Genomic DNA, 12,864 nt, shown 5'->3' on the forward strand with positions numbered 1-12,864 from the left:
ATTGATTTTTCTTAATTTTGAATTAAGTATAACTAACGTCAGAAATGAGCTCCGCACAATTACGTTCATGCGGGGATAACGTTAACCTATTTCAAACGTTTATGCAGGCTCGCGCCCACCAGCAGTGCCGCGCACAACATCAGCGCGATAAATCCGCCCACGCCGTTCCAGCCGTAGTTATGCCAGAACACCCCGCCGAGCGTACCGGCTATGCTGGAACCGAGATAGTAACTGAACAGATACAGTGACGAAGCCTGACCTTTGGCGCGGCGCGCGCGTGGGCCAATCCAGCTGCTGGCAACGGAATGCGCGGCAAAGAAGCCCGCAGAGAAGAGCAGCATTCCGGCAAAAATCAGCCACAGGGAAGAGAAAAGCGTCATCAGCAGTCCGAACAGCATCACGGCGGTGGAAACCAGCATCACCGGACCACGACCGAAGCGCGCGGTCATGGCGCCCGCTTTTGGCGAACTCCATGTCCCGGTGAGATATGCCACAGAGAGCAAACCCACCAATGCCTGACTAAGATGCCACGGTGAAAGCATCAGACGATAGCCGATGTAATTAAACAGCGTCACGAACGAGCCCATCAGCAGGAAACCAGTCAGGAACAAACGGGGCAGCCCTTGATCGCGCCAGTGCAGACGAAAGTTGATAAATAACGTTTTCGGACGCAGGGAGGTCGGGCGGAAATGGCGCGATTCCGGCAGGATTTTCCAGAACATCAGCGCCGAAGCGAGGGCGAAGCAGCCGATAACGGCCAGTGCAATGCGCCAGTTAAAGAAATCAGTAAACACACCGCTGAGCAGGCGTCCGCTCATCCCGCCGATAGAGTTCCCGCTAATGTATAGCCCCATGGAGAAGGCCACGAAGCTCGGGTGGATCTCCTCGCTGAGATAGGTCATCCCGACCGCCGCCACGCCGCTGAGGGATAACCCAATCAGCGCGCGCATGACCAGAATGCCGTGCCAGCTGGTCATCATGGTGGACAGCAAGGTACACACGGAGGCCAGCATTAACGCCGTTACCATGACCTGCTTACGTCCGATGGCATCCGAAAGTGGCCCGGTGAACAGCAGACCGATCGCCAGCATCCCGGTTGAAATGGAGAGCGAAATACTGCTGCTGGCTGGCGACACGCCAAATTCATGCGACAGGACCGGCAGGATCGGCTGAACGCAGTAGAGCAGGGCAAAAGTGGCGAGACCTGCTGAGAAGAGCGCCAGCGTGACGCGCATAAACTGAGGGGTACCACGTTTAATAAACTGAACCGGCTGCGGTGCTGCGGGTAAATCATCGATGTCGCTGGCCGGCGCGATATCAACGGTCGTTGTACGGCTCACACATAATCCTTGCTTAAACATCCCCGTGTTTTCTGGTGACGGGTATGACCACAAGATTAGGGTAGGAAAATGTAAATATTCTGTCTAATATATTAATAATCTCAAATGATACTTTAAAAATATGAATATCGAGCTGCGCCATCTGCGCTATTTTGTCGCCGTTGCCGAAGAGCTGCATTTTGGTCGTGCGGCGGCAAGGCTGAATATCTCTCAGCCACCGCTAAGCCAGCAGATCCAGATCCTGGAGCAGCAGGTCGGGGCGCGTCTGCTGGCGCGAACCAACCGCAGCGTGAGCCTGACGGCGGCGGGAAAACAGTTTCTCGCCGATAGCCGGCAGATCCTGAGTATGGTGGAGGACGCCGCCGCCAGAGCGGAACGGCTTTATCTTGGGGAGACGGGGGAGCTGCGCATCGGGTTTACCTCATCGGCCCCCTTTATCAGCGCTGTTTCACAAACGCTATCCTCGTTTCGCCGTAACTTTCCGGATGTGCATATTCAGACGCGCGAAATAAATACCCGGGAGCAGATATCGCCGCTTAACGAAGGATCGCTCGACCTGGGGCTGATGCGTAACACGCAGTTGCCTGATACCCTGGCGTGGCAGGTGATCCTCCGCGAACCGCTGATGGCGATGATCCCCCGGGATCATCCGCTCGCCGCGCAGCACAGCGTCTCGCTGGCTGAACTGGCGAAAGAGCCGTTTGTCTTTTTTGACCCACAGGTGGGTACCGGGTTGTATGACGATATTCTTGGTCTGATGCGGCGATATGGCCTTGTCCCGACTATCGCGCAGGAGGTGGGGGAAGCCATGACGATCATTGGTCTCGTTGCCGCAGGGCTTGGCGTATCGATTCTCCCGGCCTCATTTAAACGGGTACAACTGGCGGAAATGCGCTGGGTGAAGATAGCCGAGCAGGATGCAGTCTCAGAGATGTGGCTGGTGTGGTCTAAACATCATGAACAGAGCCATGCGGCACAGCGTTTCAAAGAACAATTAATTACCGCTTCTCGCGGGCATTATTTATAGGGAAAAGTGGGCGAAAATGTGCAGTAAATCACATGGCTAAGTAAAAATTTGACGTCAGCCATTGAAGTGCTTCACCATAGCCCTCAGTTTATTTCGAAGCTCGAAAATAAGGGAGTACGAGGTGGTTGCTGATAGTCAGCCAGGGCATATCGATCAGATCAAGCAGACCAACGCGGGTGCCGTTTATCGCCTGATTGATCAGCTTGGTCCGGTTTCGCGTATCGATCTTTCGCGCCTGGCACAACTGGCACCCGCCAGTATTACCAAGATTGTCCGCGAAATGCTGGAAGCCCATCTGGTTCAGGAAACAGAAATTCAGGAGCCGGGCAGCCGTGGCCGTCCGGCGGTAGGGCTGGTGGTGGAAACGGAAGCCTGGCACTACCTGTCGCTGCGGATTAGCCGCGGGGAAATCTTCCTCGCGCTGCGCGACCTCAGCAGCAAGCTGGTGGTGGAGGACCGGCTGGAACTCCCGCTTAATGCAGAGCAACCACTTCTCGATGCCATTCTGACCCACATCGACCAGTTCTTTATTCGTCACCAGCAGCGTCTTGAACGTTTAACGGCGATTGCGATCACCCTGCCGGGAATTATTGATACCGAAAATGGCATTGTTCACCGCATGCCGTTTTATGAAAACGTCAAAGAGATGCCGCTGGGCGACGTGCTGGAAAACCACACCGGTGTGCCGGTCTACATTCAGCATGATATCAGCGCCTGGACGATGGCGGAGGCATTGTTTGGTGCCTCCCGGGGCGCACGCGACGTAATTCAGGTGGTGATTGATCATAACGTTGGCGCAGGTGTGATCACCGACGGACGTCTGTTGCATGCTGGCAGCAGTAGCCTGGTGGAGATCGGCCATACGCAGGTCGATCCGTACGGAAAACGCTGCTACTGCGGTAACCATGGCTGTCTGGAGACGATTGCCAGCGTCGAAAGCGTGCTGGAGCTGGCGCAGGTGCGGCTCAGCCAGTCGATGAGCTCCACGCTGCACGGTCAACCGTTAAGCGTCGAGGCACTGTGCGCTGCGGCAAGGCAGGGCGATCTGCTGGCGAAGGACATTATTACCGGCGTGGGCAATAATGTCGGGCGCATTCTGGCCATTATGGTGAACCTGTTTAACCCGCAAAAAATACTGATCGGCTCCCCGCTCAGCCAGGCGGCGGATATCCTCTTTCCGGCGATTTCCGCCTGCATCAATCAGCAGGCGCTTCCCGCGTACAGTAAAAACATCGTGGTCGAAAGTACGCAATTTTCCAACCAGGGTACGATGGCCGGCGCCGCGCTGGTAAAAGATGCGATGTACAACGGCTCGTTACTGATTCGTTTGCTACAGGGCTAACTCTTTTCCAGAGATGTACGAAAAATTGCGCTATCTCAAGCCCGGTAGCGCACGCATCCCGTAGACTTTCCCCACTGAATTATTTACCTGGTTTATATTTTGAAGCATACCCAAGAGGTGGAATGAGTCATGCTTAAGCGTTTCTTTATTACTGGTACGGATACGTCTGTCGGGAAGACAGTCGTATCCCGCGCGTTACTTCAGGCCCTGGCGGCAAGCGGTAAACGCGTTGCAGGATACAAGCCGGTTGCAAAAGGCAGTAAAGAGACGCCAGAAGGGCTGCGCAATAAGGATGCCCTGGTTCTGCAAAGCGTCTCGTCTCTGGAACTGCCTTATGATGCCGTTAATCCTATCGCCTTAAGCGAAGAGGAAAGCAGCGTCGCTCACAGTGGGCTTATCAACTACAGCCTGCTTTCTGATGGCCTGGCAAATCTGAGTGAAAAGGTTGACCACGTTGTCGTTGAAGGGACCGGCGGCTGGCGCAGCCTGATGAACGATTTACGTCCCCTTTCCGAATGGGTGGTGCAGGAGCAGTTGCCGGTGATTATGGTCGTGGGCATTCAGGAAGGGTGCATCAACCATGCCTTGCTGACGGCGCAGGCTATCGCTAATGACGGCCTGCCGCTGATTGGTTGGGTGGCGAACCGTATTAACCCGGGCCTTGCGCACTACGCTGAAATCATCGATGTGCTGAGCAAAAAGCTGCCTGGCCCGCTGGTGGGCGAACTGCCTTATCTGCCCCGCGCCGAGCAGCGCGAATTAGCGCACTACATCGATCTCTCGGCTTTCGGCGGTATGCTGGCCGTAGATCGAGTCGTGGCGTAGCGTTCTCGACAATACCGACGCCACAACACAGGCAACCAGCAAACCGGGAAGTAAAAAATACTGCCCGGTCATCTCACATACCATCAAGGCCGACATGATTGGCGCATGCGTTGTGGCGGCGAGCAGCGTCGCCATACCCGCCAGCCCGAGCAGGATCGCCGTCTCAGAGCCAGGAAACCACAGCGCAAAGATCTGCGCAAACAGCATTCCCGTTGCCATACCGACAAACAAGGTTGGCGTGAACACGCCTCCCGGCGCGCCGGACCCGCTGCTTGCCAGCACCGCCAGCAGTTTGCAAATAAAGACGCCAGCAATCACCGACAGCAGCGGCGGCGACTGCAAAAACGCCTGAACCACGCTATAGCCATTCCCCCATACCTTCGGCGTTAGCAGCGACAGCAGCCCGACGATCAGACCACCCAGTGCCAGCTGCCACGGCGGTGAAAGTTTGAGACGCAGAAACAGCCTGTGGCTGGCCGCCATCAGCCACATCAGCAGCGGGCCGCAAACGCCAGCCAGCAGACCCACGCCAACGATCAGGAAATAATCCACCGCCGTAAGCATCTCGCTGAGATGGACATCATATAGCGTATTCGCGCCGGGACTTAACAGGCGCGTGGTCAGCAGGGCCACTACAGCAGCAATCACCACCGGGCCGAGGGAGGCCAGCATCAGCGTGCCAAACAGGATCTCTGCGATAAACAGGCTGCCCGCCAGCGGCGCATGATAGGCGCTGGCCATCCCGGCGGCGGCACCGCAGGCGATCCACAGTTTCCATTCGGATTTCGGCGTACAACGTTGTGCAAAAAAGGAGGCGGCGAGGGCAGCAAGCAGGATCATGGCGCCTTCACGGCCGATGGCGCTGCCGCTGGCGACCACCAGCAACGACGCGAGGGATTTCACCAGGCTGGCGCCGTAATCAAACTGGCCGTCACCCGTCTCAAGCGCTTCCATATAATCGGTGGGGGCGTGGGGACGTTGTGCCGTCATGCGCTGCCATCCCCACAGTAGCATTCCCGCGGCCAGACCACCCAGCGCAGGCGTCAGCGCCCGCCGCCAGGGTGATAACGCGGCTGCGGCGTTCACCAGACTTCCGCTTTCGTTGCTGAGAAATAGCCACTCCAGCAGATACATGCTGTGGCGGAACACCGCAACGGCCAGCGCCGCCAGCACGCCGGTGACGGTAGCAATCAGGAGACGACGAAACATCGCGCGGATGTCGGGGTAAGCGTGAAGACGTTGCATGAAGTCGTGATTTAACGGGGACGATACAATATTGTGGCGGTAAATCGGGAGGTTAGCAAAAGGTATGCGTGCGGAAAAAGGCCGGGCAGTACCCGGCCTGAATGCTTAACTCTCGCTATGAATATTCAACGCCCGGCGCGTACGCCCTGAGCTCAAATACTCCGCAATATAATCCTGGGATATTTCGCCGTTATAGCGTCCGTCCTCGTCCACAATCGGCATCCAGCTGGTGTTGCTCTCATACAGGCGAGAAAGCACCACGCGCAGGTTATCCTCGGCCTTACCGGTCATGCGGAACGGATGCAGAATATCCCCGCAGCTGCCGCTGGCGTTACGCGCTTCGCGGCGCTTCACAAAGCCGAGCGGTTTGCCGTGCTCATCAACCACGGTAATGGCGCGAATATCGTTGTCATCCATGGTGGCGAAGGCCTCCGGCAGCGGCGTCGATTCGCGTACCGTAATGGTAGGCTGCTGGTCGGTGACGTCGCCCGCCGATACCAGCAGCAGGCGTTTCAACGTCCGGTCCTGGCCAACAAACGAGCCAACAAACTCATTCGCGGGTTTCGCCAGCAGCTCGTCCGGGCTGGCGCACTGCACGATACGTCCCTGACGGAAGACGGCAATACGGTCGCCCAGCTTCAGCGCTTCGTCAATATCGTGGCTCACCAGCATCACGGTCTTTTTCAGCTTGCGCTGCATCTCCAGGAACTGGTTCTGGATCACCTCACGGTTAATCGGGTCGACCGCGCCGAACGGTTCATCCATCAGCAGGACCGGAGGATCCGCTGCCAGCGCGCGGATGACGCCGATACGCTGCTGCTGACCGCCGGACATTTCGCGCGGATAGCGGTGAAGGAATTTATGCGGATCCATTGCCACCATATCCATCAGCTCCTCGGCACGGGATTTACAGCGCGCTTTATCCCAGCCCAGCATGCGCGGCACGACGGTAATGTTCTCTTCGATGGTCATGTTGGGGAACAGGCCAATTTGCTGGATCACGTAGCCAATGTTGCGACGCAGGGTCACGGTGTCCATTCCGCTGGTGTCTTCGCCGTTAATCAGGATCGTCCCGCTGCTTGGCGTAATGAGACGGTTGATCATCTTCAGGGTAGTGGTTTTCCCGCAGCCGGACGGGCCGAGCAGCACGCACATTTCCCCTTCAGGCACGTTCAGGTTGACGTTGTCGACGGCCTTAAACGTCTGGCCGTGTTTCTGTGAAAATTGTTTGGTGAGGTTTTCCAGTTTTATCATTATCGAATCCCCTTCGGAGTCAGTACCACCTGCAAACGGTGCAGCAACCAGTCGAGCACAATCGCTAAAAGGCAAATCATCAGCGCGCCCGCAATCAACATACGAATATCACTCCCGCCAATACCGTTAAGCAGCAGCAGGCCCAGCCCGCCCGCGCCGATCACGGCGGCAATCGCCATGACGCCGATGTTCATCACCACGGCGGTGCGGATGCCGCCAAAAATCACCGGCAACGCCATCGGGATTTCCACCCAGCGCAGACGCTGCCAGAAGGTCATGCCGATGCCGCGTCCCGCTTCACGCAGGCCCGGCGGCAGGCTGTCGAGCGCCGTGTGGGTGTTACGCACAATCGGCAGCAGCGAATAGAGGAACACCGCCGTAATCGCGGGCAGGGCGCCAATGCCCTGACCGATCAGCGAAAAGAGCGGGATCATGAGGCCGAAAAGCGCAATTGACGGGATGGTGAGCACAATGGTGGCAATTCCCAGCACCGGCGTTGCCAGCCATTTATGGCGGACAATTAAAATGCCCAGCGGCACGCCAATAATAATCGCCAGGCCCACGGCGAGCGCCACCAGCCACAGGTGTTGCAGCGTCAGGGTTAAGAGATAGTCCCAGTTGTCGAGAATATAGTGAATCGTCTCCATAGCGCCTCCTACAGCAACTGTTTGCTACGCAGGAAATCACGGGCGACCTGCTGCGGTGACTGATGGTCGATATCCACCTTCTTATTCAGTTCGGTGATAACGTCGTTATTGAGCTGGGCTGAAAGGGTGTTCAGCGCCTCCTCAAGCCCCGGATTAGCCTCCAGCGTGTCTTTCCGAACAACTGGCGTCACGGCGTAACTCGGGAAGAAGCCTTTATCGTCTTCCAGCACTTTAAGATCGAAGCCCTTTACGCGCCCGTCGGTGGTGTAGATCAGCCCCGCATCGACAAACCCGTCGCGCACCGCGTTATAGACCAGGCCCGGATCCATCTGGCGGATCTGCGGGCGGTCCAGCTCCATGTTGTAGGCCGCCTGCAACGGTTTCATCCCGTCGCTGCGCCCGGCAAATTCCAGGTCAAGGCCCAGCAGCCAGTTGTTATCCGGATCGGTTTTACGGATCTGCTCAATCTTTGCCACCATCTCAGACATGGTATTGATATGTTCAGCCTCGGCGCGCTTGCGCTGCATGGCAAAGGCATAGGTATTGTTCATATCGGCAGGTTTAAGCCACACCAGACCGTGCTTCGCATCGAGGCGTTTCACCGTCTCGTACGATTCCTGCGGCGACATGCGTTTGTTGATGTGGTTGAAGATGATCAGCGAGGTGCCGGTATACTCCCAGGTCATATCAATCTGCTTGTTGATCATCGCGTTACGGGAAATCACCGTTGCAATATTGGTCTGAGGCTGTACCTGAAACCCTTTCTTTTGCAGATACTGCACGGTCATGGCCGAGAGAATGTGCTGCTCGGTAAAGCTCTTGGTGGCCAGGATCAGCGGCGCGGCGAGCGCCTGGCTGGTGAAGAGCGCGGCGGCGCATAGCGCCGTCAGCCCGGAAAACAGTCTCATAGAAGCTCCTTGTTATAATTATCGCGCGAGATGCGGGCTCAGTAATCGACCCAGTGCCGCCAGCAGCGTATCCAGAATCAGGGCGAACAGAGCGGTGGCCGCCGCGCCCAGGATCAGCGTCGGGAAATCATTCAGATAGATCCCCGGGAAAATCAGCTCGCCGTAGCTGCTGGCGCCAATCAGGAATGCCAGCGGTGCGGTACCGACGTTAATCGCAGTGGCAATGCGAATACCGGAAAGCATCACCGGCCAAGCGTTTGGAATCTCAACCTGACTCAGGCGCTGCCATTTGGTCATGCCGATACCGTTTGCCGCTTCCAGCAACGACGCGGGAACAGAGCACAGCCCGGCATAGGTGTTACGCACAATCGGCAGCAGAGAGGCCAGAAAGAGGGCGATAATGGCCGGTTTATCACCGATGCCAATCACCACCATCGCCAGTGCCAGAACGGCCAGCGGCGGCAGGGTGTTGCCCACGTTAAAGATTTGCATCACATATTCGGCGATACCACGCGCGGCCGGACGGCTCAGCAGAATACCGCTTGGAATGCCCACCAGCAGGGCAAAGAACATGGATGAAAAGACCAGAATCAGGTGCTGTTGCCCGAGGTAAATCAGGTCAACCTGGCGCGCCTTAATCGTTTCCAGTCCTATTCCCCAGGTGAGGAGAGCGAGAACCACGATAATCGCGCCGACAAAAAGCAGCGAACGTTTAAGTAATGGGTGCATTGCGGTGTGTCTCCCTGTGCGCATGCGTTATAGCAACCACCGGTTGCCTGTTGTTATGCCATGTTTCGGCAGGGGTACTTCACCTATAGCAAGCGAAACGGAAGGGTTCCAGCGAAGGGGGTAAATCAGTAACCCTATGAAATTAGTGACAACCTGAGTGAAGCCTTATGGCATAAGGGCTGTCAGTGGGCAGGCAGAATAGTCTTAAAGAAGCACGCCTTACGTGACAACGTCACATAAGGCGTGCTGATTATACCTGTCGACTGAGCGCGGCGCGCACCTTGCGTACGCGCCACGAAATGCGGACGATAGAGAAGGCGGCGACGATTACCAGCAACAGGCCCAGCGCCAGCATCGCGTGGAATCCAAACTCTCTGAACAGGATCAGCCCCGCGATCCCGCCGCTGATAAAGGAGAAAAGGGTAGTTAAATGGGTTTTGAGCTGACTCTTTTGCGCGGCCGTATCTTTGGAGTAATCCCGGCGCAGCATGGCGACCATAACGGAGGCCAGCGAAATGCCCGCATCGGTCAGCGTGCCGGTGATGTGCGTGGATCTCACCCGACCGCCGGATAGTTGAGTGGAGGTGGAATTATGAATTCCCATCAACCCGCACAGGAAAATAATAATCTCCTGATTCGTGGCGAAGGAGTGAAAATACATTTCGTACAGGGATACCCCGGCCAATAATAGCCCTTCAACAAACAGAACCTGGCTGAATACCAGCCTGACGTTATGGATAATCCCCCAGATAACAATAATCCGCGCAGCGATGGCGCCTGAGACAAACGAAAGAATAATGGCGCCAAAGAAAAGAATATCGCTGAGATCGGTGGAGGAAACTTCGCTGGATAGCTGCGAGGTATTGCCCGTCATATGCGAGGGAAAAAAACCGAACGCGCCCAGCGCAATGGCATTCAGCAGTCCCGCGGAGGTCGCCAGCCAGAGGGCAAGACGACGATCCTCCTGATGCGTTCGTTCTTTCTTTAATTTAATCAGCAAAGAATACCTCCGGTTTGAGCTTTGCCTGAATGCTCAAGCTAACAAAGCGATGTCGCTGGCTGACTAGGATATTGCTTAATTATTATTTCTACGGGAGGTGAGCGAGGTTTTGTAATTAAATAAAACAACCCTGTTAATATAATGCCTTATTTCCGATGGCGCGACGTCGTAAAAGTCAGCACCCCTGCACTCAGGAGTAATATGCTGCTTAAAGCGAAGGTGCTCTGCCAGCCAAAGGTATCAAACACCACGCCACCCGCCGTTGAGCCAAGCGCAATGGAGAGTTGGATCACCGCGACCATTAACCCGCCGCCAGCCTCGGCATCTTCCGGTAACGTACGGGCGATCCACGTCCACCAGCCCGTAGGGGCCGCAGTTGCCAGCATTCCCCAGAAACCTAACAGCAGGGCCACGATCCACAGGCTGTCCCCGGTGAGCATTAATACCCCTGCAATCAGCGCCATAAGCAGCGGTATGGCCATTAAGGTGAGGTAAAACGCGGCATTCAGGACCAGCGCGACGATCAGCGTGCCGATGAAACCTGCGATACCGATAGTGAGCAGGATCAGCGATAAGCCGGAAGGACTGACGTGGGTGACGGTTTCGAGGAAGGGGCGCACATAGGTAAATAACGCAAACTGTCCCATGAAGAACAGGCCGCACGCCATCAGACCCACCGAAACCGCAGGCTGGTGGAGCAGGCGAAATACGCTTTTACGTGGCGACGGCCGCTGGTTCCCGCCCATGTTGGGCAGGCTAAAATATTGCCAGATGAACGCCACAATCGCCACGGGAACCAGGCAAAGAAACGCGCCGCGCCAGCCAATGGTCGAGCCGAGATAACTGCCCAGCGGGGCGGCGACCACCGTCGCCAGCGCGTTGCCGCCGTTAAAAATCGCCAGCGCACGAGAGACCTGATGCTGAGGCACCAGCCGAATGGCGGTGGCAGCAGACATCGACCAGAAACCGCCGATGGCGATGCCGATCAGCGCCCGGCCTGCCATATACATCAAAGCGTTTGGGGCGAAGGCGATAATGATCCCTGACAGCGCCATCAGGACGGTCATGCCTGAAAGAAGATGTTTGCGATTCATATTCCCGGCAAGCCGGGAAAGAAAAAGGCTGGTCAGGACAGCCAGCGCACCAGAGAGGGCGATCCCCTGCCCAGCCGTCCCCTCTGTCACCCCTAAATCTCTGGCGAGGGGCGTGAGCAGGCTGACGGGCATAAATTCCGAGGCAATGAGGACAAAAACGCACAGGGTCATGGCAAAAATACCGCCCCAGTGTGCACGCTCAGCATCACGGGATGAGGTTTGATTCAGTGTGGACATAGGTGTAATTCACGGCGAAGAGAAGATAAGCCCCCTGATTGCCGGGGGCTAAGAGAATTAATCCAGACTGGTTTTGAAAAACTGCCCGAACTGCGCGAACGGGATTTTCCCTGCGACGTTATCGTAGAGATCAACGTGATTCGCACCGGGAACAATCACCAGTTCCTTCTGTTTGCTGCCGACAGCTTTAAACGCATCTTCCGCAAAATAACGTGAGTGCGCGTTTTCACCGGTCACAATCAGCGTTGGGATGGTGATCTCCCCGGCATAGCTCAGCAGCGGCATATTCATAAAGGACAACGGCATGGTCGCGGTCCATGCGCCGGTGGAGTTTACGGAACGGGCATGGAAGCCGCGCGGCATACGGTAGTAATCATAGAACTCTTTCAGTACCGGATGCGGATCGGCGGGCAATGCTTCCGGCAGAATACGCCCGGCCGCCGTTACCTTACCGTTTTCATCGACATAAATATCGTGGCCGCCATGGGCGAAGGTGCCGCTTTCAGCATCTTTCCAGCGTTGCGCGTTCAGATACTGCAACACGGCCCGGCGATCGGCCGCTGAATAACGATCTCTCCCGTCGCCCACGCCGTGACCCATCGCGCGGCTCATATCGTACATTACGCTGGTGGCGACCGCCTTCACGCGGGTATCCATGGATGCCGCGTTCAGCGCCATACCACCCCAGCCGCAGATCCCGGGAATGCCGATACGGTTACGGTCGACTTCTTTCTGTAATCCGAGGAAATCCACTGCGGCGCTAAAGTCTTCGGTGTTGATATCAGGGGAGGCAACGTTACGCGGCTGGCCGCCGCTTTCACCCGTGTAGGATGGGTCGAAGGCCAGGGTCACGAACCCCTGTTCAGCCAGAGTCTGGGCGTAAAGACCACTGGATTGTTCTTTAACCGCACCGAATGGTCCACTGACGGCAATCGCCGCCAGCTTCTGGTCGCCGCTGTTCCTGGGAATGTACAGATCGCCGACCAGGGTGATCCCGTATCGGTTCTCGAACGTCACCTTGCGGTGGTCGACTTTATTGCTCTCGACGAAGGTCTTATCCCAGGTTGTCACCATCGAAACGGGGGCGGCAGGATTTCGTGTTTCTGCATAACTCATTGTTGTCACTCCACTTAATGATGCGCATAGCAGCAGCGCAACGGACAGTTTTTGGGTGAATGTTTGCATAAGAGGTACCGTGTGTTGTTGTAATGCGGTC

Annotated in this window: 12 protein-coding genes; 3 read left to right on the plus strand and 9 right to left on the minus strand. The window is 56.4% G+C overall.

The annotated features are described in order from the left end of the window. Nucleotides 1–86: 86 nt before the first annotated feature. Entirely contained in the window at nucleotides 87–1,340 is a 1,254-nt protein-coding gene (locus ACQG1Y_RS10885) for an MFS transporter (RefSeq protein WP_045907537.1), read from the minus strand. Nucleotides 1,341–1,461: 121 nt separating this feature from the next. Here ACQG1Y_RS10885 and ACQG1Y_RS10890 point away from each other — a divergent pair, with 121 nt between their 5' ends. From ACQG1Y_RS10890 to bioD, 3 genes are all read left to right on the plus strand, one after another. Continuing rightward, nucleotides 1,462–2,367, plus strand: coding sequence for a LysR family transcriptional regulator (locus tag ACQG1Y_RS10890; protein WP_015570629.1), 906 nt, complete (start codon nucleotides 1,462–1,464; stop codon nucleotides 2,365–2,367). A 121-nt stretch (nucleotides 2,368–2,488) separates the two neighbouring features. Further along, nucleotides 2,489–3,709, plus strand: a complete 1,221-nt coding sequence (mlc, locus tag ACQG1Y_RS10895; RefSeq protein ID WP_003857451.1) for a sugar metabolism global transcriptional regulator Mlc — start codon at nucleotides 2,489–2,491, stop codon at nucleotides 3,707–3,709. 129 nt (nucleotides 3,710–3,838) lie between these two features. Further along, a complete protein-coding gene (gene bioD / locus ACQG1Y_RS10900) occupies nucleotides 3,839–4,534 on the plus strand; it encodes a dethiobiotin synthase (RefSeq protein ID WP_015570628.1) in 696 nt (231 codons plus the stop codon). Here bioD and clcB read toward each other — a convergent pair. The 8 genes from clcB to ACQG1Y_RS10940 form a co-directional block, all read right to left on the minus strand. Next, the gene (gene clcB / locus ACQG1Y_RS10905) at nucleotides 4,469–5,779 is read right to left on the minus strand and encodes a voltage-gated ClC-type chloride channel ClcB (protein WP_023296525.1); all 1,311 of its coding nucleotides are present in this window, start codon (nucleotides 5,777–5,779) and stop codon (nucleotides 4,469–4,471) included. The two genes, bioD and clcB, sit on opposite strands and share 66 nt — an antisense overlap. 105 nt (nucleotides 5,780–5,884) lie before the next feature. Further along, entirely contained in the window at nucleotides 5,885–7,033 is a 1,149-nt protein-coding gene (gene osmV, locus ACQG1Y_RS10910) for an osmoprotectant ABC transporter ATP-binding protein OsmV (RefSeq protein WP_003857446.1), read from the minus strand. Continuing rightward, nucleotides 7,033–7,680: an osmoprotectant ABC transporter permease OsmW gene (gene osmW / locus ACQG1Y_RS10915; protein ID WP_006808875.1), complete on the minus strand. Its 648-nt coding sequence runs from the start codon at nucleotides 7,678–7,680 to the stop codon at nucleotides 7,033–7,035. Before osmW ends, osmV begins: the two co-directional genes overlap by 1 nt. An 8-nt stretch (nucleotides 7,681–7,688) precedes the next feature. Continuing rightward, nucleotides 7,689–8,588 carry an osmoprotectant ABC transporter substrate-binding protein OsmX gene (osmX, locus tag ACQG1Y_RS10920; protein ID WP_017694085.1) on the minus strand — a complete coding sequence of 300 codons (900 nt, stop codon included), beginning with the start codon at nucleotides 8,586–8,588 and terminating at the stop codon, nucleotides 7,689–7,691. A gap of 18 nt (nucleotides 8,589–8,606) precedes the next feature. Then, a complete protein-coding gene (gene osmY / locus ACQG1Y_RS10925) occupies nucleotides 8,607–9,317 on the minus strand; it encodes an osmoprotectant ABC transporter permease OsmY (RefSeq protein WP_032648184.1) in 711 nt (236 codons plus the stop codon). 250 nt (nucleotides 9,318–9,567) lie between these two features. Then, nucleotides 9,568–10,317 (minus strand): YoaK family protein, encoded by a 750-nt coding sequence (locus ACQG1Y_RS10930; RefSeq protein ID WP_017384553.1) that lies wholly within the window; start codon nucleotides 10,315–10,317, stop codon nucleotides 9,568–9,570. Nucleotides 10,318–10,463: 146 nt separating this feature from the next. Continuing rightward, nucleotides 10,464–11,648, minus strand: a complete 1,185-nt coding sequence (locus ACQG1Y_RS10935) for an MFS transporter (RefSeq protein ID WP_017384552.1) — start codon at nucleotides 11,646–11,648, stop codon at nucleotides 10,464–10,466. A gap of 57 nt (nucleotides 11,649–11,705) precedes the next feature. Then, nucleotides 11,706–12,833, minus strand: a complete 1,128-nt coding sequence (locus ACQG1Y_RS10940) for an alpha/beta hydrolase (protein ID WP_414234702.1) — start codon at nucleotides 12,831–12,833, stop codon at nucleotides 11,706–11,708. Between the last annotated feature and the right edge of the window lie 31 nt (nucleotides 12,834–12,864).

Source organism: Enterobacter cloacae complex sp. 397G4 (assembly GCF_050031515.1).
Lineage (GTDB): Bacteria > Pseudomonadota > Gammaproteobacteria > Enterobacterales > Enterobacteriaceae > Enterobacter > Enterobacter hormaechei_C.